Origin of the sequence: Methylophilus sp. (assembly GCF_052173275.1) — a bacterium.
GTDB lineage: Bacteria > Pseudomonadota > Gammaproteobacteria > Burkholderiales > Methylophilaceae > Methylophilus.
This window is the reverse complement of the sequence record NZ_JBQMUL010000002.1, coordinates 1820226-1844447: the sequence shown is the minus strand read 5'-3', so window position 1 is coordinate 1844447 and position 24222 is coordinate 1820226. Positions and strand designations below refer to the sequence as shown.

Below are 24222 nucleotides of genomic sequence, written 5' to 3'. Positions count from 1 at the left end.
ATTTAAAAGCGATACGCGTAAGTCGCCTGTATCGCGAACGGCGCTGTCGGCGTAATGAACTCCGAAGTACCACCAGTCAACCCGGTGACATAGTTCTTCTGGTTGGTGATATTCAGGAACCTGATCGCGCCATCCCATTTAGGCTGGCGGTAATACAGGGTAAGGTTCAGGTTATGTTCATTCGGCACTTTGACGGTACGCGCGATATTGGTATACCAGCTGCTGGTCCACCACCCTGAAAGCTCAGCCCCCAAGCCGGAGGGCAGGCGATAATCAATAAATGCATTGGCTGAATATTTAGGGATCGCAGGTGCAGAAATTGAGCCTGGCGCGGTCGCCCTGGTCAGTGAGTTACCATCTGCAAACACGGTCGCGTTATCGGCGACAAACCCCACTGGTGAGAAGAAGCCTGCCGGGTAAGAGATGTTGCTGAACCTGGCATTGATGGATGACAGATTGGCACCGGAACTCAGGCGATCAGTGGCCTGGAAGCGGATGGCTGATTCAATGCCTTTCACTTCCAGATAGGTGATATTGCCTGAGGTATCCGGGCTTAGATCACGCGTTTGACGATAGCCAGCCAGTGACACAAACAGTCGGTTGGGGATAGGCTCGGACTTGATGCCTAATTCGCGCAACTCGCTCAGGCTTTCAAAGGCCAGCGGGTTCAGCGTGTTGCCTGAGGGTGCCCAGGTCAGCACATCGGCAAAACCGCCGGTGTTCAAAGCGTAGGATCTGTCATAGGTGTAATAAATCGTGGTGTTTTCCAGCGGTTTGACATACACCGATGCCTGCACGCTAGGCAATACGAAGTTCTGCTCGTCGCTGCGCTCCTGGTCTGGCGTGATCACCAGCGGATTTTTGATCTTTGCATTGATATGGGTTGAATTTAAGCCCAGGTTAAAGCCCACCCGTTTATTGATAGCGATATTTTGCTGGGTGAAAATGGAGGTGCTGGTCCAGCTACCCTCCCCCGTATACACCGCGCCACCACTGGCAGGTGAACCACCGACCTCGGAATAAAGCCCGTCTCCCGCAGGGTACATACGCGGCAGGTTCAAATAGCCAAAGTAACTCGAAAGCTGCGGCACACCGGCAGTGCCTATCCATGAGCCTGAACCACCAGGCACCGGCAAGCCATACAACCCGGCTGGCGATTTGAGCGATAACGGTGCCGTCAGGTCATAAGGGGCTACTGTAAAACTGTTATTGGCGGCCAGTGATTTAAAGCGTTCGTGACGGATAGAAACACCGGTATTGCTGTTGTCCTGGATATCCAGGCCAAACAGCTCAAAGTTGGTTTTGCCTCTGAGCTCAAAGCGGTTGTCAAAAATCTTGTCTTCAAATTGTGCCAGAAAGCTACCGACTGAATCGGTGGTATCTTTTGAATACTGGAAGAAACTGCTGTTCAAAATCGACCAGTTCTTGGATAAATCGACCGCCACGCGTAATTGAGAAGTACCGCGTTTGGCCGTGTTTTCATCATTTGGGTTGGAGAAATCCGAGCGTGACAACGAAGTCAGGCCATTACCTGCCAGCGTGGGGTCATAGACCCAGCCACGCACCGTGCCGGCCTGGCCGGGCGTGGTAAACGGTGCCGCCACGTTGGCACCGGCGATAAACTGACCTTGCGCGTTACGTGTCCGCTGCTGCCATGCCACTACCTGTGAATTCGGGCTGCCATTGGCGTAAACAGGTGAGAAGTACTGCGTGACGCCGCCGACCACCTTGCTGATGATAGGCGTCGCCCGGCCAGCATAATATTTGCCTTTATCGATCAGATCCTGGGTGGCGCGGTTCCAGCCATGGGTGACATTAAAGTCATAATCATCGTAACTGGCGTTCCAATCTATGCGTACATTCTCGGTAGGCTTAAAGGCCAGGGCGCCATACACCGAATTAAAATCGTTGCTGATATTTTTGTAGTAATCGTTTGATCGCTGTGGCGTGATGCTGACGCGGTAAGCCACCTTGTCATTGATAGGGCCAGTAGTGTCGTAAGTCACTTTGCCGGAAAAATAGGAATCACCACTAGGGATAAACGTACCCAGCTGCACATTCACCTGGTTACGCTGCTTCTCAAAATCAGGTTTTTTGCTGATGTAGTTTGCATAACCGCCGCTGCGTGAGCTGGGGCCAAACACCTGTGAAGGCGGCCCGGCCACAATATCAACAGACTCAAAAGCATTCAGGTTAAACGGGTGCCGCACATTGTAGGTACGCTGGCCATCCTGGAATATCTCCGAGTTCTGGCCCCTGATCAGCGGTGCGATGGACACGTTCTGGCCACCATTCCTGGTAATACCTGGCGCATACTTCACCAGATCATCCGCCGTTTTGATAGGGTCTCGCTGTAATTGCTCCTCAGAGATCTGCGACACAGAGCGCGAAGTATCCAGCACTGAAGTATCTGTGCCATACACCGAACTACTCGGTCTTTTAGGCAGGACGGTTTTGACCTTTTTGCGCTTGACTACCACCGCACCCAACTCGCTATCGCCGTCTGCACGGCTATCGTCTTCTTCCAGGTTGTCATCCACCACCCCGACCTCCTGATTGTTGAGCGCCTCGCTGATACTGCTATCGGGTTTTTCCTGCTCCTCTGCAAATGCACCTGTAGTGACGATGAAATTAAGGATAGTGGCACTGGTAATGAACTGTTTGAACGCGAATGAGCGCTTCTTCTTGACTAACATTCTCTTCCCTTACTTTTTTATAAAAACTGGCCTGGTAAAAAATAATTCAGTGCAATTTTTTTATTGCATCATTGCAGGGGAAGATGGCAATTCACGTGCCAAACATATTTTCAACAGTTCTTACAAATCAAAAAGAATGTCGTGCATTGATTTACAAATCGCGCGCTGGTTTCACGTTAAAGTGCGTTCACGCTGACCTGACTTAACAGCGCTTTATTACGACGGATAAAGCTATAAACGTATGATGTTGAGATGCTTTTTCCCAGGTATTTCTCCAGCGATTCTTTTAAAAGTTTGGCATCGACATGACCGTTCAACGGCTGTGCTTCTTTGTAATGCGCGATAAACAGGCGCTCTTGCTCAACGCTCATCACCACGTGATGGCGCCCGCCACGTGAAGCGTGTTTCAAGGGCTTGCCATGCACGAATCTGGAACGTAATTGCGACACCCAATTATTGGAAAAACCCAACACCTTGGCGGTTTCATCAATATCCATCTGATGGGCGACCGGTAAAATAAAGGCTAACGCCTGTTTTAACTGATCCACATTTTTCGACTCTTTTATAATTTGGTAAGCCGTCTTTTTCAGTCTTTCGTATTCCTGGTCATCCACAATTTCACCTAAGCCTTATTCTTTAGTTTTGATTTGCAATTGAAATTCCCTGGCAAAAATGAATGTTTATTAATGAGCATTTTTTTGTCTCACCAGAAACATACTGTTTATAAAAACACAGTGAATCACCCGGAAATCTCATGACTTTTTTGGATGGAAATGCATGACTGCTGGCTCACTCAAGCTTGCGCGAGATTCAAAGCTTAATGAGTGGCCGATGAATCATTCATTTACCAGTGATTAATTCGCAATATATATGCCAGATGCTTTGTAAAGCTTTGTTTAATCTAAACTCATGGGGCCAGATACATATGCGTGCCGGAGGAGAGAGAAGGAATAGCGCGCGACAGGCTGGCTGCAACCGCGGTGAACTGAGGAAAGAATTGGAAAGTTATTCCATCACGCAAAAACAAAAAGCCCTCAATTTCACTTGAGGGCTTTTTTGTGTGTAGCGGTGAATGGCTAGAGTGCTAATCCCCGGACACTGACGGGATTTTATGGATACTCAGATCCGCGCCATCAAACTCTGACTCTGCATCCAGGCGTATGCCGACCAGTATTTTCAGCAAGCCATAGACCATGCCGCCGCCGATCAGGGCGATCACGACACCGGTCGATGTGCCTATCAGCTGGCTAACCAGACTGACGCCACCCATGCCGCCCAAGCTGGCGCTGCCAAAGATGCCTGCGGCAATGCCGCCCCAGGCGCCACACAAACCATGTAGCGGCCATACACCCAACACGTCATCGATTTTCAGGCGGTTTTGCGTCATGGTAAACGCCCAGACAAAGATGACACCTGCTACGCCGCCGGTGACCAGCGCGCCCAATGGATGCATCACATCTGAACCGGCACAGACGGCTACCAGACCAGCCAACGGGCCATTGTGTACAAAACCGGGGTCGTTTTTACCCAGGATCAATGCAGCCAGCGTGCCGCCAGCCAGTGCCATCAGCGAATTGACAGCCACCAGGCCGGAAATATTCTGGATAGACTGCGCGGACATCACGTTGAAGCCAAACCAGCCCACGGTGAGTATCCAGGCGCCCAAGGCCAGAAAAGGGATATTGGAAGGCGGGTAAGCATGCAACCTGCCCTCTTTGGTGTAGCGGCCATTACGCGCGCCTAACAGGATAACGGCGGCGAGGGCGATCCAGCCGCCCATGGCATGCACGACGATAGAACCTGCAAAGTCATGGAAACCGGCACCAAAGCTGGTTTTTAACCAGTCCTGAAAACCGAAATGATTGTTCCAGGCCATGCCCTCAAAAAAGGGATAGACAAACCCGACAATCAGGAAGGTCGCGGCCATTTGCGGATTGAATTTAGCCCGCTCGGCAATACCACCGGACACGATTGCCGGGATAGCGGCCGCAAAGGTCAGCAGGAAAAAGAATTTGACCAGGTCGTAGCCATTTTTTGCCCCCAGCACATCTGCGCCGCTAAAAAAGCTGATGCCGTAGGCGATGCTATAACCAATGAAAAAATAGGCGATGGTAGACACACAAAAATCCACCATGATTTTGACCAGGGCGTTGACCTGGTTTTTTTGACGTACGGTGCCGACTTCCAAAAATGCAAAACCGGCATGCATGGCCAGCACCATAATGGCCCCCAGCAATACAAACAAGACATCATTAGCAGACACTAATGCTTCCATTTCGCTCTCCGAATTATTTTTTAATGAATCGCGCTTTGCCCTGAGGACGCGCCTTTTTCTAAAATTCGCAGAAGATAAGCAATTATCAGACCATTATCAGATGGTTGATTTTAAAGGAATTATTTTTTAATCAGCAATAAAAATGCACCAATATTGAACCATCCAAAGTGCATTGCACTTTTTTGGTGCATATAACTTTAATTGATTGAATAGCAGTGATTACATGATTTCTGAAGGCTGCAATTGTTTAAACATCTCTTCCGCTTCCGGGTGTGCCGCCCAGAAATAATAAAATTCACGCACCGCATTCAGGAAGAGGTGCCGGGTATGTTTGAGGTTGAACAAAGGCAATGTCGCATCGGCAGTAATGCGGTAGGCGTTTTTTTCGGAGAGTGGGGCATCGCGCAAACGTAACAGCATCAGCTTGGCCATGCGTGTACGTACTTCAATATCCATTTCAACTTTCTGATCCATGGATTTCAATGCCTTAACATAACCATTAAGCGCCCATAGCTCAGAGGTGGCGAATTTCTCAGCCTGCAAGGCAGGCCAGACGGACTGCAAATCGATCACTGCCGGTTGCCAGCCTATCAGGTGCAATTCAAAGCCCACCGTGTCTGCATATTGCATGACGGCTTTGACATCGCCACGCCAGAAAGGATAAAACTCGCGGATGATGGTGAGCAGCTCCGGCCAGCGCTGCGCGGTTTGATCTTCAAGGAAATCATCGACTGCTTTGCGATAAACCGCACTGCTACACTCTTGATTTTTCAGCATTGGGCACAATTCACTCAGGAGGGCATCGCGTTGCGCCATGATGGCAGCATCCGCCCCCTTGCCATGCAATAAATTATAATAAGCCTGGATTGCGTCTGTTTCGCGTGATGAACTCATGGCACACTGTAGTAAAAGTATTAGTAGTGAAAATATAAATAAGGAATGTAAATGTTGACACTGACTCACTTGCATCATACACCGAAATGCGGCTCCGGCTTACAGGAGAAATCGAATGGCTGAATGGACATTACTGGCGCTGATGGTCGCTGGCGCCTGGTTCTGGCTGGACTCCGTTTCCAAGCGTGAAATTGCCCTCAAACTAGGGCGGCAGCTGGCTGAACGCTGGCAATTGCAATTTCTCGATGAAACGGTCGCCTGCTCGCGCGTGGGGTTTGCCAGGGATGGAAATGGCCGTGTGCAATTACTGCGCACCTATACGTTTGATGTCTCCAGCCAGGGGCTGGAACGCATGGCCTGTCACTTGCAATTACGTGGCGGGCAACTGTTGTCCTGGCATATTCCGCCCTACGCTACGCAATAAATGAGCATAGGCCGCTTTGCCCCTTCGCCCACCGGGCCTTTGCATTTTGGCTCACTGGTCGCGGCAGTGGCCAGTTATTGCGATGCCAGGCAGCGTGGCGGGCAGTGGCTATTGCGCATGGAGGATGTGGACACCACACGTAGCATTAAAGGTGCCAGTGACGACATTCTGCGTACGCTGACCCGCTATGGTTTTGTCTGGGATGGCGAAGTGGTTTATCAAAGCCAGCGTAGCGTGCTGTACCAGCAGGTGCTGGATCAGTTACGTGATAAGCAGATGGTGTACGCCTGTACCTGCTCACGCAAAGAAATCGCTGATTCCAGCATCCTGCAAGGCATAGAAGGCGCTATTTACCCGGGGACTTGTCGCGCACAGGCTGCGCAAGTAAACACCCCTGCCGCATGGCGCTTAAAAACACGTGATGCAGAGATTCGCTTTGATGATGTGATCCAGGGCCACCAGCAACACCACCTGTCTACTGCCGTTGGGGATTTTGTGCTCAAACGGGCAGATGGCGTTTTCAGCTACCAGCTGGCAGTAGTGGTGGATGATGCCTTGCAAGGCGTGACGCATGTGCTACGGGGCGCCGATTTGCTTAACTCCACCACCCGCCAGATTCACCTGCAACAGTTACTGGGCTACGCCACGCCGGTGTATGCGCATATTCCATTAGTCATCAATAGCGATGGCCAGAAACTCAGCAAGCAAACGCTTGCGCAAGCATTGCCTGCTGACAATATCAAAGCCACATTGATTGCAGCGCTGGCTTTTTTGCAGCAGCCGCTGCCAGAAAATATGCATCTGTTTTCCCTGAATGATATCTGGCAATGGGCGATATCACACTGGCAATTACCGCTGAACACGCAAGCGAAGTGTGCCATCAATGGTAAAATGGCGACATGAGCCAAAACCCTATGCAAGACCAATTACACCCGTTTATTTTTGAACAATCCGCGATTCGCGGTAACTGTGTGCACCTGGACCAAAGCCTGTTCACCGCGCTTGAACACCAGCCATTGCCGCCAGCCTTGAAAAAGGTCATCGGCGAATTCACTGCCGCCAGCGTGCTGTTAACCTCTACACTTAAAATGCAGGGCAAACTGATTTTGCAATTGCAGAGCCAGGGCGCATTACAGTTGCTGGTGGTGGAATGCACTTCGGAACTGGATATCCGTGCCACGGCAAAAGTGCACGAAGAACTGCATGGCGACCACTTGAGCGACTGGCTGGAGCAAGGTCAATTGGTGATTACGCTGATGCCGGAAGACGGCGAGCCCTACCAGGGCATCGTGCCCCTGGAAGGCGATAATATTGCCAGCATGCTGGAGAACTACATGCTGCGCTCACAGCAGATCGATACCAAATTGTGGCTGGCGGCTGAAGGTGACCGCGCTGCCGGATTACTGGTGCAGAAATTGCCACAGCAGCAAGAATCTGACCTGGATTGCTGGAACCGGATACAACATCTGGCAGGCACAATAACGGATAGGGAATTGCTGGACCTGGACACTGAAACCTTATTGCAGCGCCTGTTTGCCGAGGAGGATTTACGCCTGTTTGACGGCCGTCAGGTACGCGCATTTTGCAGTTGCTCGCAAACCACTGTGACCAATATGCTACAAATGCTGGGTCTGGCCGAGGTTAGAAGCATCCTTGATGAACAAGGCAGCGTGCAGATTCAATGTGATTTTTGTAACAAGCAATATGTGGTCGATGAACAGGAAGCGCTGGCTTTATTTGACGGCAACGATGACCACGAGATCACGCACTAACGCTACAGGACTAACACTCAAGTTATTCACCCAGCCTGGTACGTGCCAGGCGTCTGTTCAAAGTAGATCGAATCAAGCTGTAATGCGCTGGCGTCTGCACTCAAACAGTGCAATCGCCGTAGCAGCCGCGGCATTCAGTGATTCCAGGGCCAGTACATCCTGATGTGCCATCGGGATGCTCACACAGGTTTGCACGGCGCGTTGCAGCGCTGCCGAAATACCCGCCCCTTCGTTACCGACAGCAAACAGCACCGGTTCTCGCAAGGGTTGCGCAAACAGGCTATCCCCTTGCATGGTCAGCGCCAGCGTCTGACCATCAAATCCTTTTACGACTTCCAGCGCATTCATATTTTCAACCAGCGGCAATATCAGTTGCGCACCCTGCCCACCACGTAAAGCCTTGGGCGACCAGGCATCGGTACAGCCCTGAGTCAGGTATACGACCTGCACACCTGCCGCAGCGGCAGTACGCAATATGCTGCCCATATTGCCAGGGTCCTGGATATCTTCAATCAACAAAGCAAAATCCGCACTAGCCGGCAAAGGGATCTCCGGCACGGGCACCAGCGCCATAATGCCGCTACTGCTGGTGACTGGCGCTAAATCGGCAAACATCAGCGTCGGCAACATGATGGTATCCACATCCACCAGTTGTTGCATGAGATTAGTCGCTTCCAGGCTGCTTTTGCCTTCAGGGATAATCATCAGTTGCGGCTCGCCCTGCATTTGCACATAGGCCTCAATCAGATGCACACCTTCAAGCAGGGTCAACCCGCTCTTTTTACGTTCACGGGCGTTATCCGCCAGCTTGCGCAAGTGTTTGTAGACAGGATTATCGCGTGAGGTGATGTGTTTGAAAGCCATGGCGGCATTGTACGTGAGTCGGAGCCCGCATGACAGACATCGCCGCAATAAGAGGATCACTGAAAAAAGCCAGGCGCCAGATTCGCGTATAATTCCCGCCATGGCTAAAAAACTCAATCTCGAACGTATCCTGCAACGACAAGGCTTTGGCACGCGAAAAATGTGCCGCATCCTGATCATCAATGAACAAGTCACCGTCAATGGCGAGCTATGCAATGACCCTGACGCGCTTTTCTCACTTGAAAACCTGCACTTCACGATTGAAGGCGAGGCCTGGGAATATCGCGAACAGAGTTACCTGATGATGCATAAACCGGCACACCACGAGTGCTCACACAAAACCCAGTTTCACCCCACCATTTACTCCCTGCTACCGCCACCGCTGGTGGAACGCGACATACAATGCATAGGCCGTCTGGATGAAGACACCACCGGGCTGATCCTGTTATCGGATGACGGCCAGTTTATCCATAAAGTCAGCTCGCCCAAGCATCATGTGCCAAAAGTGTATGAAGTGACGTGCAAACATGCGGTAAGTGACGCCGATTTGCAGGCGCTTTTGTCAGGCGTCAAACTGATAGATGAAGAGCAAACCATTACTGCGTTGGAAGTCACCCGTCTTTCTGACACTGTGCTGCATATGACGCTGGCAGAAGGCAAGTACCATCAGGTCAAACGCATGATAGCTGCAATGGGCAACCGGGTGGAATACCTGAAGCGGATCAAGATCGGCCGCCTGGAGTTGCCACAGGATTTGCAGCCCGGTGAATGGCGCTGGTTATCCGAGCCGGATCTGGCGGCGCTCAAACCCTGATACTTCCCTCGCCGCAGTACCACTAACTGCTGTTGCGAATAGATTCAAAAGACATCCATAGACTAAAGGAACGATATGACCTGGCTTGTATTGGTAGTTGCCGGTTTGTTTGAAACTGCCTGGGCAATAGGCTTGAAATATACCGATGGCTTTAGCCGATTTTGGCCCTCGTTCTGGACCATTGTTGCAATGGTGATCAGCGTCTGGCTACTGGGCTTGAGCGTTAAAACCCTGCCAGTAGGCACCGCGTATGCCATTTGGGTAGGCATAGGCGCAGTCGGCACCGTGATTCTTGGTATCTGGCTGTTCAACGAACCGGTTTCGCCGTTGCGGATCATCAGCCTGTTATTGATCGTCGCGGGGATTATCGGCCTGAAACTGGCTTCGGCCGGTTAAGTAAAGCAGGGTTCAGTAATGCACCCTGCCTTCACATGGCAAGCCTGACGGCCGCCGCTTTTTTAATGCATAGCGCTTGCTGACTAGGTAACAGCAAAGTAAACATCCAGTGGCCTACTGAATGTTCACCTCACCCCGGTTTGAAAATTCAGCGAAATTTAGCCTGGCTTAATCATGCTTATGATGACCGCGGCCATGGCGATGACCATGTTTCTTGCCTTTTTTGCCACGATAGCGTTTAGCGTCAGGCTCATCGATCTCTTTACCTATCACTGCACCACCAGCACCACCCACACCAGCACCTATCACAGCGCCTGCGGTGGTGCCGCTAACAGTGCGACCCACAGCCGCGCCCGTGGCGCCACCTGCGGCACCGCCGATAATGGCGCCAGTTTTACCAGCGCGCCCGGTGGTGACGGCACCGCCTAATCCACCACCCACAGCGCCGCCGACAATCTCACCGGTACTACCGCCCAAAACACCGCCGACTGCGGTACCAGCCGCCGCGCCCAACCCACCGCCTAGCCCGGTTTCCAGGTTATCCGCCAAGGCCGGGGTTGCAATCATGGCCATCGCAGCCACTAATACGCATGCATTCAAATATTTCGTCATCATGTTATTTAAAACCACTCTGTTTAGAATGGTGTTATTTTAAACGCTCAGCAAATTTATTATTAAATTAATTTATGCCTATTCAATACCTGTCCGTATTTAAACACTATTTTCTTTATTCACTGGTGATTGCGGCTCTGGCAGGCTGCTCTGAGCCCATGCCGCCACAGGCAGAACAAGCCATCGTTCGCAGTTTTAACCCGGAGCTTTACCTCGGCAAATGGTACGAGATCGCGCGGTTGGATAATGCTTTTGAAAAAGGGCTGGAACAAGTGACTGCGCATTACAGCCTGCAATCAGATGCCACGATCAAAGTGGTGAATCGTGGCTTTAATCCACAAGAGAAAAAGAGCCATGAAGCAGTGGGTATCGCTAAATTTGTGAAGGACGCAAATGCTGATGGTAACCGTAGCGGTAAATTGAAGGTGTCTTTTTTCAGGCCGTTTTATGGCGAGTACAATATTCTGGAATTAGACCAACCACAGTTAGCGCAACCGGGAGCACAGAAGCGCGATTACCAATACGCACTGGTGAGTAGCGGGCGCCAGTATTTATGGATTTTGTCACGCACACCACAGCTTGATGATGCCATCAAACAGCAATTAATAGCTAAGGCAAAACAGCTTGGCTTTGCCACTGAACAATTACTGTTTATCAGACAAGTCAACGAGGTCGAGAACAAACCCGGTTGACATATGATGTTCCAGCAACATTAATTCCTGCTTGGAAGACCCTCGGGAGGGTTGCCCCTCCCGATCTGTTCATTGTGTTTCAGATTGTGCTGCCTCAGCACCGCTGGCAGGAGAAGATTTTTCCTGAGCAGCGTCTGAATCGACTGGCACTGCTGCCAACTCATAGCGCCATTGACCCAGCACGGCATAGACACCGTCAGACTGCTTGGCGATTTGCGTGGCGACTTCGGCATCCTGTTTCGAGGCTACCAGTCCGGATAATTGCACCACGCCTTTAGCATCAGAATCAACTTGCAATTTTGAAGTATCAATACCGTGGTTCTGCAGGCTTGTTTTCACGTTTTCGACCACAGTGTCGCTAGGCAAAAAGTTATACATAGGGTCGGCGCTAGGCACTGCATTGACATTCGCACTCATTAACATGGCAACAAGTGCACCAGCGGTCATATAAAATTTAGTATTTTTCATGATGCTTCCTTTGGTTGAGATGGCAGACTGTCCAGGTCGTCGAGGATGAATCGTCAACACATGTTTCTTTTAGACAGCCCACCGAAAAAAAAGAGCAAGCTACATCCTTGGGAGTAATATAGCCTGCAAAGGGTGTTTCCATTAACCTTTGACTACGATCGCATTTTTAACAGATTTCACACCTTCCACGCTGGAAACCAATTCTTCAGCTTTGGATTTCAGGCTTGAATCTCCCACAAAACCGCTCAGCAATACTTCGCCTTTGTGTGTTTCTACGCTGATCTTCAGTGATTTCAAGGCCTCTTCTTCCAGCAGGCGTGCTTTCACTTTAGTCGTGATCCAGCTATCAGACATCGCCGTTTTAATGGCTTTCTGGCCGGTTTTTGTTTTTAGCTCTGCATACTCTTCATAGGTGAGGCTGCCATCATTGTCGCCATCAAAGGTTTTAAAATCCTTTTGCTTGACGCCTTTGTCAGCCTTGGCTTCAGACCAGTTCAATGTCTCATTGGCATTTTTGTCCAGAGAATTAAACTGTTCCAGGTAAGGTTTATCGCCATTTTGAACTTCGTTGAGATCAAATGCGAAGGCGTTCAAGGTAATTGTTGCTGCTAATAAGCCACCAAAAATAGTCGCTTGTTTGAATGTTGTGATCGACATGCCTGTCTCCTTTTTTACTTTTATTAAGTGCCCACATACACATGTGGTGTCATGTAGAGCCATGATAAAGAGGTGGAGAAAGCGGGTCAGTCGTCCAATGACTGAATTGATTGTCAGAATATGACTACATTAAACTGACGGGAGGTACAGACTAGAAAGAAGCTTCTTCTTTGAGGTAGGGCAATAGCACACGGGTGCTGGCGCCTTGTTGCGGCGAACTGAAAATTTCGTAATGCCCACCTATGGACTCAACGCGGTTGCGTAGGCCATTAATACCGGTAGAAGTATTATTCAGGTGGCTGGTGTCAAAGCCAACGCCGTTATCGACGATTTCGACTTTTATATACTGGTCATCATGAAGCAAGTGCACGGCGACCTTGGTTGCCTGGGCATATTTGCTGCAGTTGTTAAGGCTTTCCTGCACCACACGATAAATAATCAGGCTCAGCGTTTCATTAATCAGTAATTCACGCTCGGGCATGATGACATCCATCTGCCATTGATTGCGTCCGCCCGCCTCATCCAGCAGGTTTTGCAGCGAGGCGTTCAGGCCAAACGTTTTAATCATGGACGGATGCAGGTTCTGCACGATCTCCCGTTTAAAATTGATACTACGGTCCAGATACTGGTTGGTCTTTTTGAGTTTTTCCGTGACTTGCGGCAACTCATCTTTCAGATGCTTGATGGCCCAGGAAATATCCATTTTAATCGCCGTCAGCAACGAGCCCAGCTCGTCATGCAACTCGCGGGATAACTGAAAGCGTTCGCGCTCGACATTGGTTTGCGCCTGCAATGCTTCACCTTGCAGTTTGGTACGCAGGCTTTGTATATTGCGCTCGTACTCTGTGTTTTCATTGGTGAGCCGCTCGTGCAATTTGGCTTTTTCCGCCAGTTCACGCAATAAGCGTTTGATTACCAGCACCACCAGCGACACAAAAATCAGTGGGCATGCCATGACGAACCAGCGCATCATGCGGTGCGTGTTATTACGCGTATCGGCCAGTTCAGCCCGGTAGTTCATGACCTGTTTTTCAAACTGACGCGACAGCATCTGTATATTACGGCTTTCCTTCATGCCTGAATCGAGCTTCACCACCGCCAGTGCTTTATCAAACTGGCGTTTCTTGGCTAAATCAATGGTCACACTCATCTCGGCCGATTTTTTTGCAATACTGTTGACCATTTCAGTCATGATGGTCTGAATTTCAGGGTGTTTGGTCAGGTTGGTGCGGCCCAGCAGCTTGTTGATATTATGGATATGTACGGTGATTTGACCGGTCGCTTCATCGTAAGGCTGGAAATAGGCATCTGAACGTGTCAGCAGGTAACCGCGTTGTGCGCTCTCGGCAATCGCCAGGTGCGCACGCGTCTGCCAGGTTTCCATGATCAATCGGTCCAGCGTAGACAAGGCATCCGTTTTTTCGCTGGTATTGACAATCAATCTATCATTGAACACCAGCATGGCGGCAGCCAGTACCAGGCTAACGGTTAATAATGCCACAGTGTTCCCGCCGAAGGTTTCACCAACCTTTTCCATCCGATCAAGCAGCGCGATAAGATAAACTCTAATATTTTGCATGGCAATTATTTGATGCTGGATGTGTTAAATCAGCAGTATAGACACCTGTTTTTTAAGTTGTATTGATTAATAAACGATTGAGTGCATCATAACGGTGTTAGCCTTTATCAGCAATGTATAGATGCACGCCGCAAGGAAGCATGCGCTTTGTCAGACGATTCTGACTTGCATATCGGTCACCAACTGATAGGGCGTCATCCAGGCAATGCGTAACATGGCTCCATGTAGAAAACGCAGTGAGCAGATTAATCGCTTTCGTTTGAAACCTTGTGTAGGCTTGGCTTTCTAAATTAATAGCGTTATTCAAGCTTTTGCTAAACACTAGCCAGATTAACCGTGTGTTTTCTTTGATTTGTAATCACTATTTTAATAGGAGTTCATATGTTTAATTTTTCAAAAGACAATGTAGAGCAGACCACTGACCGTTTGGCACAACAATCTGACCAGGCGATTGAAGATATTGCAGCGCAGGTGAAAACCACTGCCAATGACTTGCTGGAAGCGGTGCAAGATACTGCAGACACAACGCAGGATAAAGCAAAAGAGCTGATCCGCACGCTGAAAACCAACATTGATCGCTTAACGAATGAAGAAAGTGCTTCTTCGATTGCTTCCAAACTCAGTTCTGGTGCCAGCCGTGTGAAAGATCACGTGCAGGAAGAGTTCAATGAGACATACAATAGCCTGAAAGACAGAACTGCTGATACAGTGCATGATCATCCATTAGGCACTGTGCTGGTAGCTGCTGGTGTTGGTTTGCTGCTAGGCTATCTGTTGGGCAACAAACGTCGTGATTAAGTAAGAAGGAAAAGTATGTGGGTTAACCTCCTTAAATTTGCAACCATGTTATTTTTCAACCGGAAAATAACCTCAATGACAGATAACTTGTTGCACCTGCGCCATCATGTTGCAGAATATACCGAAGAACGTGCAAAACAGATCAAGCAGGATTTTCAGGGGGAGACCGAACGGTTAGCCACCAGTCTCATCGGTATACTGGTGGTATTTTCCATGTTCATCTTTACCGGATTATTGGGACTGATGTGGTTATTTTCGCTATTATGGGAGCATCCGAACCGCACCCTGATTTTAGCGGTAGCCATGTCGATTCCGGCACTGATAGGCGTGATCGCCTATTTTGCGGTGCGCCGGGTGTGGCAGAAAAAAACGCTGTTTGCGAGCTCAATCTCGATAATCAGTAGTGACTGGAAATTGTTTAGAACTGAACTGGCAGATGAACAGCCAGAAGTGGATCAACCTGCACCAGCGAACGATGCTGATGCTGTACGCTCTGCAACCCGATAACGAGAAAATTATAATGAAAAGAATTCTTCTGGTGGATGACCACAGTATCGTGCGCGATGGTCTGCGCAATCTGATTGAACTGGAATCTGATCTGCAAGTGACTGGTGAAGCCAGTTCAGGGGCAGAAGCAATACAACTCGTACGTGAAAACGAATACGATGCCATGGTGCTGGACATCTCCATGCCAGACAAGAATGGCGTCGATACCCTGCATGAACTCAAACATGTGTCACCGACCTTACCCGTGCTGGTGCTGAGTGGTTATGCAGAAGACCAGTATGCGCTGAACCTGATGCGTAACGGCTGTAAAGGTTACCTCTCCAAAAATGCGGATTCTGACGAGATCATCCAGGCGATCCGCACTGTTGCGGCTGGCAAACGGTATATCTCGGCCGAGCTGGCTGAGCTGATGACTAACGAACTCAGCCACCCTTCCGAGAAACAATTGCATGAGACCTTATCTGACCGCGAATTCCAGGTATTTGTGAAACTCGCTGCCGGCCAGACACCGACTGCGATTGCCGATGAATTATTTATCAGCATTAAAACAGTCAGTACTTATCGCAGCCGTATCCTGGAAAAGATGGCCATGAAATCGAATGCCGATTTAACTTACTATGCGATCAAATATGGTTTACTTAACTAAAAATCGCAGCTGTTCAGTCTACACGACGATGCACTCAGAACTTGTAGGCACGGGGCTTACAGCCAGACAGAATAAAATTTCATACAATGCTTACAGGGTTGTGATTGGCTAAATGCTCATGTATAAATTATTGTTAGTTGAAGACTCTGCTCTGATTCGCGATGTGATTGTCGAAATGCTGCACGACTGTGAACAGCTGGCGATAGAAAATATCGCCACCACCAGTGACGAAGCGATTGATTTCCTCAACACTGGCGAATACGACATGATTGTGCTTGATATCGAGTTAGCCAAAGGTACCGGCTTTGATGTGGTACGCCACACACAGCAGCAGAATTTCCCATTTAAAATTCCAGATATCGTCATGCTCACTAACCATGGCAATGGCTATTACCGTAACCTGGCCCGCGATATGGGTGTGGAATACTTCTTTGATAAATCATTACAGTTTGATGAGTGTATGGAAGTCATTCAGCAACGCGCCGGCGTCCCAAACTAAATTAGCCTTCTGACGTATCCTCTTCTTTAAATCACGTTTTCAGGGCAGTATGGTGCCTATGAATATTCAAACCTGGGAAATGCTGAGTTATATAGTCACGGTGGTCGGCTTACCGCTGGCCATACTCACCTTTATGCTGGAACAGCGTAAAGAACGTGAAAATGAAGATGAAGAGGTCTATCAGCTATTGGCCGATAACTACACTGATTTCCTGAAACTGGTGATGGCAAACCCGGATTTGCAATTACGTTCACTGTCACAATCCAAAGCCATGTCCGAAGAACAGGAGGAGCGCAAGCTGGTCTTGTTCGAGATTCTGATTTCACTGTTTGAACGCGCGTATTTACTGGCTTATGACGAAGATATGCGCGGCAAAGCCTTGCGCCGCTGGATGTCATGGGAGGATTACATGCGCGAATGGTGCGGGCGCAAAGACTTTCGCCAGCACCTGCCAAGATTACTGGTCGGCGAAGATGCCGACTTTGTGGCGCATATCAGCAAGATCGCCCGCGAGCTGGAATCAACAGCAGTACACCAGCAGACACAGGCCTGATTATTTTTTGATGGGTGTCAGTTTAAAACCCGCCTGTTTGAATGCCTGAAGCAACCCGGTCGGCCCGGCCAGATGCGCTGCACCGACGGCAATAAAAACCCTCTCCTGCTGCGCCTGCGCAATCCCGCGCGCAGCCATGCTGACATTGCGTTCATCCAGTAATTTCACCCGCAGGCGCTGCCACAACGCCGGTGGTAAAATACCACCCGTAAGTGCATCATCTATATGTGCAACACGTTCAGGATCGCCTGACAGATAGGCGCGCATCAGGCGCTCAAAATCCTTTTCTTTTTGCGCTTCGCTGCGTTTCAAAACTGCGCGTAACATCAATAACTGTTCATCTATAGTCAGGCTATCCATCACGGCAAAATGCGCCTGTGGCGTTTCCAGGCCGAGGATATTTTTATCTAGTTCTTCCGCCCTGGCCTTGAGCAAAAAATCCTGTGCAAACGGTGTTTGTGGTTTCGGCAGATCAAAAACCACGGCCAACAACCAGGGCTTCATCTGCAAGACCGTAGACAATGGCATCACATGTTTATCTGCCAGCACAGTCACCTGATCCAGCTCAGTTTCAGTCAGCATCTGTTTTAAATCACCCTGCGGCATGCGCAACAATTCTGTTTTGGGTGATTCAGCGACTTCCAGCATAAACGTATCGACATTTTTCAATGCATTGAACACCACGGGCGGGAAATCAGTCACCCGGTTATCATCGGTGTGCATGGTGCCAAATAAATAGCTGATATGCCCGGCAGGCGACTGCAATTGCCAGAAAAGACTCTTTTCGGCTGCCTGTAACGAACTACAGGTGAGCAAACAGAGGCAGATAAATAGCCAAATAATACGCATGCATGACTCCAGATTGAGGTTCGATTAAGCGCAGACGGCTTGTTTCTTGCGTCAGGCCGCCCCTATGCTCTCATACAATGCTCGTGAATGCGAATCGTCGATTTCGTGTTCATAAGTCTTATGGTCAGTATAAGCCTCCGCGGTGTTGTCACTTTTATGATACAGCGCTACCATGCCTTACATAACGATCAATATAAAGCTCGGGGAGACTGCCATGACCCAACCGTGTAACCAGAAGCCGTATAAAACGGATACGTTCGACCATGTGCTGGAAGCTGAAATCCAGGGCATGTCGGCATTGCGTAAGGACATTCACCCACACAACCTGATCGGCCTGGCTTTCTCGGGTGGCGGCATTCGCAGTGCCACACTCAACCTGGGTATTTTGCAGGGCTTTGCCAAAAAAGGCCTGCTCAACAAGTTTGATTATCTCTCCACCGTGTCTGGCGGCGGCTATATCGGTGCCTGGTTCAGCAGCCTGATTAAACATAGCAACCATATCAACACGGTACAAGCGGAACTGGTGTTATCGACGCAACCCAATGTGCCGGAATCACGCCAACTTACCGCCACAGAGAAAGCCATCCTCTGGCTGCGCAGCTATAGTAATTACCTGACACCCAAAACTGGCTTGTTCACTGGTGACACCTTGTCCGCCATCGCGCAATGGATGGCCAATACCTTGTTAAACCAGGTTTTGCTGTTATGCCTGCTGGTGACCATCATGATGAGTGTGATCTTCCTCAGCCATTCGGATATCCAGGGCACATTATTGCCAGCCTTTACGCTGGATGGCGGCTTGATCTGGAGTTTATTTGTGAATGCATGGCAGACTGGCACAGGCAAATTCGGCACCGGTCTCGCGGCTGGCAGTTTGCTCGCCTCTCTCTACCTTAGCCGTCAAAGCTGCCTGAGTACAGCCCACGCGCTGTTTCCTGTCGTGGCTTTTTTATGTGGTGTGGCAGGGTTTGCCATATTGTTATCAGCAGTGCCGCTGCAAAGCTGGCAGCAGATATTTATCACCTATGACACACAGGGCCACACCAGCCATGTCAGCCCTAACTACTGGATAGGGCTAGGCGTGCCAGTGATCTCATTGCTGATTTCTGCAGCACTGGTCGCACTAATGGGCATCGGTGGCCGCAGTATCAATGTCAGCACCCGCGAATGGTGGCATCGCATAGGCGGCATCAATATCGGGTTTTGTGTGATCTGGCTGGCGTTATTCACCGTGGCTTTATACCTGCCCTACTATATTCATGATTGGCTGGGCGACATGGACCCCACCGAGAAAAGCATGACCGGGCTGGGTTCATGGTTACTGGCTTTTTTAACTTCGCGTCTGGGTAAAAGCCGCGTCACCGGCACCGAACCACCGAATAGTTTAAAAGGCAATCTCACGCATTTTTTGCCTTACATCGTCATTGCCCTGATCCTGATTGTTTCCGGTTACCTCAGTTACAGTCTTTATCTCTCGCCGCAGCGCGGCTTCTGGTTTTTCGGCGCCCTGCTCATCGTCATACTCGGTAGCTGGCGGGTAGATATCAATGTGTTTTCGTTGCACAATTTTTATCGCAACCGGCTCACCAGATGCTATCTCGGCGCGACCAACAACAACCGCAAACCCAACAGTTTCACCGGCTTTGACAATCATGATGATCTGGCCATGTCTGCCTTGCGTGGACAGCGCCCTACCCATATTGTGAACACCGCGGTGAATATCAGTGATGGCTCGCAACTGGCCTGGCAACAACGCAAAGCGGCTTCATTTATGTTCAGCCCTTACTTTTGCGGATTTAAATTACCTGAGAGCGAAGTCTGGTATGACACGCATTACTACACCGGTGAAGGCGGCCCTGAACTGGGCAGCCTGGTCTCAACCAGTGGCGCAGCCGCCAGCCCGAACATGGGCTACCACACCAACCCGGTGATGGGTTTCATCATGACCATCTTCAACGCACGCCTGGGCCGCTGGTTTGGTAACCCGCTGCATGAGAATTACCTTAACCGCTTATTCATCAAATGGGGATACCGATGCCGCTTGCCTAACCCGCCTGAGCGCCAGTCCCCTTTCTGGAACCTGTTTTACCTGATTAAAGAACTGATCACCAATACCGGCCCCACCTCGGGCTATCTGTATTTATCCGATGGCGGTCATTTTGAGAACCTGGGCATTTACGAACTGGTACGCCGCCGCTGCAAACTGATCGTGGCGGTAGATGCCGGTGCCGATGGTTGTTATGAATTTGAGGATCTAGGCAACGCGATCCGCAAATGCAAAGTGGATTTTGGCATCACCATCAAACTGGATATCAGCGACCTGTTACCGGTCAAAGATTGCAAATATGGCATGTTCAAATGCGGCGCACGCCACTTTGCCATAGGCACCATTGATTACCTGGGCGATAGCAACCCTGACCATATGGGTTACCTGGTGTATGTCAAAAGCTCACTTACTGGAGACGAACCCAGTGACCTGATCAACTTCAAGTTGCAGGAGCCCACTTTCCCGCATCACAGCACTGTAGACCAGTTTTTCAGCGAATCCCAGTTTGAAAGCTACCGCCGCCTGGGTGAGCATATCGCGCAAAACCTGAAGCTGCCTGCCGGGTCGGTAGATAAAGTCCTTCTCGACCAGTTGCAAAGTCTGATGCCCGGTTTAATCACGCAATCGCTTTGACCATCAGTCGCCTTTCGACTAAATATTTAAGCATCGCAGCGCCTAATAACAACGCGTTTCAACTGGAGTAGCCGCATGAGAAAAAAAGAACGTCAGATTGTGCTGTTTGACGGCACCTGGAACGATCCGGAAGATATCACCAATGTCTATCAGCTATCCACCCTGATTGAGGAGGACGATGGCGAGATACACCAGCGGTTTTTTTATGAGCCCGGCGTGGGCACTTCTACCGGCAGCAAACTGCGCGGCGGCGTGTTTGGCTATGGACTGAGTAAAAACCTGCTGCAAGGCTATGACTGGCTGGTCAAACACCATCAGGCCGGTGATGAAATCTGGATTTTCGGCTTTAGCCGTGGTGCTTATACCGCCAGGAGCTTGGTCGGCCTGATTCGGAAATGCGGCCTGTTGAAAACCAGCACCCCTGATCTATTACAACGCGCAGAGAAACTGTACCGCGATAAATCCGCCAGGCCGGATGGCGAGGCATGCCTGGCATTCAGGCAAACTTATAGTAACGAGGTAGGCGTACATTTTATCGGCGTGTGGGATACGGTGGGCGCATTGGGCATCCCCGGCACCATGATTTCAGAGAAAAGCCTGTATTCGTGGCACGATACCGAGCTGTCGAAAATCGTGGCTTATGCTTATCACGCCATGGCGCTTGATGAACATCGCGAAGCCTACAATGTCGCCATGTGGACCAGCGATGATGGCCACAAAAAACCGGAAAACACCATGGTTGAGCAACGCTGGTTTATAGGTGCACATGCCAATGTAGGCGGCGGCTATGGCAAAGATCCGCTGGCTGGGGTTGCCCTGTCATGGATGCTGGAAAAAGCGCGTGATGCAGGCCTGAAGCTGAAATCTTACACGCCTGCGGTGGACGCTTACCTCAGCCCGCCGACGGATTCTTACAAAGACTTTGCTTATGGATTGTATGGCTTGTTCAAGGGATTATTCAAAAAAGGCGATGGCCGCGTCTATCGGCCTTATGCAATGAACCAGGGTAAGTTGCCGGCCGTCAATGTGACGGTGGATGCTTCCGTCAAATTAAAATGGCAGGCACAGCCTGATTATCGTCCGCCCACCCTGACCGATGCCAAGGTAGACCTCTCGTAAGTTTTCATCCGCTGGCAGATAGCCAGCAAAAAACACTAGTGCTTTCGTCCGCCCGGGCCTTTTTTCGGGCTGGCAAAACTTCTGGTCTGATTAAAGCCTTTGGGCATGGCTTTGGGCACAAAACGGCTGCCGTCAGACTGCACGATCTTGGTTAACACGGCCGGTTGATAGGCTGGTATCAAATGCTTTTTACCATTGCCGATCAAGTCTGCCCGGCCCATTTTCTTGAGCGCCTCGCGCAGCATGGGCCAGTTTTGCGGATCATGGTAGCGGATAAAGGCTTTGTGCAATTTACGCACATTGCCTGCCTTAGGCACCGGCACCGATTCTGAATCATGCGTCACTTTGCGTAAGGGGTTTTTACCGCTGTGATACATGGCGGTGGCCATCGCCATCGGCGTGGGCGTGAAGGTTTGCACCTGGTCCAGCCTGAAGTCGTTACGTTTCAGCCACAACGCCAGGTTCAGCACATCTTCATCGGTAGAGCCCGGGTGCGCCGCAATAAAGTACGGGATCAGGTATTGTTTTTTACCGGCTTCGGCACTGAATTTTTCAAACATGCGCTTGAATTCATCATAAGCGCCCATCCCTGGCTTCATCATCTTGCTCAACACGTTTTCTTCAGAGTGCTCAGGTGCAATCTTCAGGTAGCCGCCGACATGGTGCTGCACCAGTTCTTTCACATACTCTGGCGATTTCACCGCCAGGTCATAACGCAAACCGGAGCCGATCAGGATCTTCTTCACACCACGCAGGTTACGTGCCTTGCGGTAAAGCTGGATCAGCGAAGAATGGTCGGTATTCAGGTTTTCACACACGCCGGGGTAGACGCAGGAAAGCTTGCGGCAGTTTTTCTCGATCTCTTCAGACTTGCAAGAAAGGCGGTACATATTGGCGGTCGGGCCACCCAGGTCTGAAATCACGCCGGTAAAACCATCCACCTTGTCGCGGATCTCTTCAATCTCGCGCAGGATAGACTCTTCGGAACGGCTCTGGATAATGCGGCCTTCGTGCTCGGTGATAGAACAGAAGGTACAGCCACCAAAACAGCCGCGCATGATATTAACCGAGAAACGGATCATCTCCCAGGCAGGGATATTGGCGCCTTTGTAAGCCGGATGCGGTTTGCGTGCGTACGGCAAGTCATACACGTAATCCATCTCTTTAGTGCTCAGCGGAATCGGCGGCGGATTGAGCCAGACTTCACGCTGGCCATGCCGTTGCACCAGCGAACGCGCATTGCCCGGGTTCGCCTCCAGGTGCAACACACGTGAAGCATGCGCGTACATCACCGGGTCGCTGGCCACTTCTTCATAAGACGGCATGCGGATGACCTGGCGGTCACGCGGCACCTTGGCCGCTTTCAATGGCAATGGCAAGTTGATGACAGGCGCAGCGTTTGCGGCATCATCTGTTTTTTCATCAGTAGCACAGCTCGCATCGCCCTTACCCATTTTCATGGCGTACGGGTCTTCATGCTTGTCGACCACACCAGGACGGTCCAGACGTGTGGAAGGCACTTCCACAAACTCATCCGGCACAAACTTGCGTATAAACGCAGTGCCACGGATATCCTGCACCTCACTGATATCTTCCCCGCGCGCCAGGCGGTGCGAAAGTTCGATAATGGCGCGCTCGGCGTTGCCATATAACAAGATGTCTGCTTTAGAGTCGATCAGGATGGAACGGCGTACTTTGTCTGACCAGTAATCGTAATGCGCGATGCGGCGCAGGCTGGCTTCAATACTGCCTATCACCAGCGGCGCAGTCGGGTAGGCTTCTTTACAGCGTTGCGAATAAACCAGTACGGCGCGGTCCGGACGTTTGTCCGAGGCGGCATTGGGTGTGTAGGCATCGTCAGAGCGGATTTTACGGTCAGCCGTATAGCGGTTGACCATGCTATCCATATTACCCGCCGTCACGCCGAAATACAGGTTGGGTTCACCCAGGGCCTTGAACGCTGCGGCTGATTGCCAGTCTGGCTGGGCGATGATACCGACCCGAAATCCTTGCGCTTCCAGCAAGCGGCCGATCAAGGCGACGCCGAAACTGGGGTGATCGATATAGGCATCGCCACTGACCAAAATGATGTCGCAACTGTCCCAGCCGAGTTCATCCATCTCGGCGCGGCTCATCGGCAGCATGGCTGCAGTGCCGAAGCGTTTGGCCCAATAAGGGCGATAGCTGCTGACAGGTTTGGCAGTAAGGGAAGTGTAGGTTTCCACGCGAGTGACCGGCGATGCTTGAGGATTGCGCATTTTACGCGTTAATCAATTGATTTGAAATCATTTTTTCAAAAAATCCAGTTTATTTACTATCCTCTACGCAGCGGGATTCAATGCGCGGCAAACATCTCTGGCAAACAGCGCTTTTCAAGCTGCACTATTTGGATTGCCGCTTGTATCACCTTGTGGCAACAAGGTTGTAG

Annotated in this window: 24 protein-coding genes; 13 read left to right on the top strand and 11 right to left on the bottom strand. The window is 50.4% G+C overall.

Translation table 11 applies throughout. The annotated features are described in order from the left end of the window. Nucleotides 1-2 precede the first annotated feature (2 nt). The 4 genes from ACTS9Y_RS10315 to ACTS9Y_RS10300 all read right to left on the bottom strand — a co-directional run bounded on the left by ACTS9Y_RS10315 (nt 3) and on the right by ACTS9Y_RS10300 (nt 5865). On the bottom strand, nt 3-2696 hold the full coding sequence (locus tag ACTS9Y_RS10315) for a TonB-dependent receptor (RefSeq protein WP_442585837.1): 2694 nt from the start codon (nt 2694-2696) through the stop codon (nt 3-5). Nucleotides 2697-2872: 176 nt separating this feature from the next. Then, nucleotides 2873-3244, bottom strand: coding sequence for a hypothetical protein (locus ACTS9Y_RS10310; protein WP_442585836.1), 372 nt, complete (start codon nt 3242-3244; stop codon nt 2873-2875). A gap of 536 nt (nt 3245-3780) precedes the next feature. Next, nucleotides 3781-4971: an ammonium transporter gene (locus ACTS9Y_RS10305; RefSeq protein WP_442585835.1), complete on the bottom strand. Its 1191-nt coding sequence runs from the start codon at nt 4969-4971 to the stop codon at nt 3781-3783. Between the two features lie 219 nt (nt 4972-5190). Then, entirely contained in the window at nt 5191-5865 is a 675-nt protein-coding gene (locus tag ACTS9Y_RS10300) for a hypothetical protein (RefSeq protein WP_442585834.1), read from the bottom strand. A gap of 115 nt (nt 5866-5980) precedes the next feature. On the opposite strand from ACTS9Y_RS10300, the gene ACTS9Y_RS10295 reads away from it, so the two are divergent. The 3 genes from ACTS9Y_RS10295 to hslO are packed head-to-tail and all read left to right on the top strand — an operon-like array spanning nt 5981 to nt 8061. Then, nucleotides 5981-6289: a DUF3301 domain-containing protein gene (locus tag ACTS9Y_RS10295; RefSeq protein ID WP_442585833.1), complete on the top strand. Its 309-nt coding sequence runs from the start codon at nt 5981-5983 to the stop codon at nt 6287-6289. Continuing rightward, nucleotides 6290-7192 carry a tRNA glutamyl-Q(34) synthetase GluQRS gene (gluQRS, locus tag ACTS9Y_RS10290; protein WP_442585832.1) on the top strand — a complete coding sequence of 301 codons (903 nt, stop codon included), beginning with the start codon at nt 6290-6292 and terminating at the stop codon, nt 7190-7192. Next, entirely contained in the window at nt 7189-8061 is an 873-nt protein-coding gene (hslO, locus tag ACTS9Y_RS10285; RefSeq protein ID WP_442585831.1) for an Hsp33 family molecular chaperone HslO, read from the top strand. The genes gluQRS and hslO overlap by 4 nt, the downstream gene beginning before the upstream one ends. A 72-nt stretch (nt 8062-8133) precedes the next feature. Here hslO and ACTS9Y_RS10280 read toward each other — a convergent pair whose 3' ends face one another. Further along, the gene (locus ACTS9Y_RS10280; protein ID WP_442585830.1) at nt 8134-8925 is read right to left on the bottom strand and encodes a TrmH family RNA methyltransferase; all 792 of its coding nucleotides are present in this window, start codon (nt 8923-8925) and stop codon (nt 8134-8136) included. Nucleotides 8926-9025: 100 nt separating this feature from the next. Here ACTS9Y_RS10280 and ACTS9Y_RS10275 point away from each other — a divergent pair, with 100 nt between their 5' ends. Beyond that, nucleotides 9026-9739, top strand: a complete 714-nt coding sequence (locus ACTS9Y_RS10275) for a pseudouridine synthase (RefSeq protein WP_442585829.1) — start codon at nt 9026-9028, stop codon at nt 9737-9739. Between the two features lie 75 nt (nt 9740-9814). Further along, entirely contained in the window at nt 9815-10135 is a 321-nt protein-coding gene (gene sugE, locus ACTS9Y_RS10270) for a quaternary ammonium compound efflux SMR transporter SugE (RefSeq protein WP_442585828.1), read from the top strand. A gap of 168 nt (nt 10136-10303) precedes the next feature. Here sugE and ACTS9Y_RS10265 read toward each other — a convergent pair whose 3' ends face one another. Beyond that, the gene (locus tag ACTS9Y_RS10265) at nt 10304-10747 is read right to left on the bottom strand and encodes a glycine zipper domain-containing protein (RefSeq protein WP_442586942.1); all 444 of its coding nucleotides are present in this window, start codon (nt 10745-10747) and stop codon (nt 10304-10306) included. A 158-nt stretch (nt 10748-10905) separates the two neighbouring features. Between ACTS9Y_RS10265 and ACTS9Y_RS10260 the strand changes: the two genes are divergently transcribed. Beyond that, nucleotides 10906-11439 carry a lipocalin family protein gene (locus ACTS9Y_RS10260; RefSeq protein ID WP_442586941.1) on the top strand — a complete coding sequence of 178 codons (534 nt, stop codon included), beginning with the start codon at nt 10906-10908 and terminating at the stop codon, nt 11437-11439. Between the two features lie 69 nt (nt 11440-11508). On the opposite strand, the gene ACTS9Y_RS10255 is transcribed toward ACTS9Y_RS10260, so the two are convergent. The 3 genes from ACTS9Y_RS10255 to ACTS9Y_RS10245 form a co-directional block, all read right to left on the bottom strand. Beyond that, on the bottom strand, nt 11509-11907 hold the full coding sequence (locus tag ACTS9Y_RS10255; protein WP_442585827.1) for a BON domain-containing protein: 399 nt from the start codon (nt 11905-11907) through the stop codon (nt 11509-11511). A gap of 141 nt (nt 11908-12048) precedes the next feature. Further along, entirely contained in the window at nt 12049-12564 is a 516-nt protein-coding gene (locus tag ACTS9Y_RS10250; protein WP_442585826.1) for a BON domain-containing protein, read from the bottom strand. Nucleotides 12565-12715: 151 nt separating this feature from the next. After that, a complete protein-coding gene (locus tag ACTS9Y_RS10245) occupies nt 12716-14065 on the bottom strand; it encodes a sensor histidine kinase (protein ID WP_442585825.1) in 1350 nt (449 codons plus the stop codon). 459 nt (nt 14066-14524) lie between these two features. Between ACTS9Y_RS10245 and ACTS9Y_RS10240 the strand changes: the two genes are divergently transcribed. From ACTS9Y_RS10240 to ACTS9Y_RS10220, 5 genes are all read left to right on the top strand, one after another. After that, the gene (locus ACTS9Y_RS10240; RefSeq protein WP_442585824.1) at nt 14525-14941 is read left to right on the top strand and encodes a glycine zipper domain-containing protein; all 417 of its coding nucleotides are present in this window, start codon (nt 14525-14527) and stop codon (nt 14939-14941) included. Nucleotides 14942-15016: 75 nt separating this feature from the next. Next, nucleotides 15017-15448, top strand: a complete 432-nt coding sequence (locus ACTS9Y_RS10235; protein ID WP_442585823.1) for a phage holin family protein — start codon at nt 15017-15019, stop codon at nt 15446-15448. A gap of 13 nt (nt 15449-15461) precedes the next feature. After that, nucleotides 15462-16094, top strand: a complete 633-nt coding sequence (locus ACTS9Y_RS10230) for a response regulator (RefSeq protein WP_442585822.1) — start codon at nt 15462-15464, stop codon at nt 16092-16094. Between the two features lie 118 nt (nt 16095-16212). After that, nucleotides 16213-16593, top strand: a complete 381-nt coding sequence (locus ACTS9Y_RS10225) for a response regulator (protein ID WP_442585821.1) — start codon at nt 16213-16215, stop codon at nt 16591-16593. Between the two features lie 58 nt (nt 16594-16651). Next, on the top strand, nt 16652-17146 hold the full coding sequence (locus tag ACTS9Y_RS10220) for a hypothetical protein (protein ID WP_442585820.1): 495 nt from the start codon (nt 16652-16654) through the stop codon (nt 17144-17146). Here ACTS9Y_RS10220 and ACTS9Y_RS10215 read toward each other — a convergent pair whose 3' ends face one another. Beyond that, a complete protein-coding gene (locus tag ACTS9Y_RS10215; protein ID WP_442585819.1) occupies nt 17147-17995 on the bottom strand; it encodes a TraB/GumN family protein in 849 nt (282 codons plus the stop codon). Between the two features lie 214 nt (nt 17996-18209). Between ACTS9Y_RS10215 and ACTS9Y_RS10210 the strand changes: the two genes are divergently transcribed. Both ACTS9Y_RS10210 and ACTS9Y_RS10205 read left to right on the top strand, forming a co-directional pair. Next, complete coding sequence (locus ACTS9Y_RS10210; RefSeq protein ID WP_442585818.1) at nt 18210-20675, top strand: patatin-like phospholipase family protein; 2466 nt, start codon at nt 18210-18212, stop codon at nt 20673-20675. 75 nt (nt 20676-20750) lie between these two features. After that, nucleotides 20751-21794, top strand: coding sequence for a DUF2235 domain-containing protein (locus tag ACTS9Y_RS10205; RefSeq protein ID WP_442585817.1), 1044 nt, complete (start codon nt 20751-20753; stop codon nt 21792-21794). Nucleotides 21795-21829: 35 nt separating this feature from the next. Here ACTS9Y_RS10205 and ACTS9Y_RS10200 read toward each other — a convergent pair whose 3' ends face one another. Next, the gene (locus tag ACTS9Y_RS10200) at nt 21830-24052 is read right to left on the bottom strand and encodes a YgiQ family radical SAM protein (protein WP_442585816.1); all 2223 of its coding nucleotides are present in this window, start codon (nt 24050-24052) and stop codon (nt 21830-21832) included. Nucleotides 24053-24222: the final 170 nt, after the last annotated feature.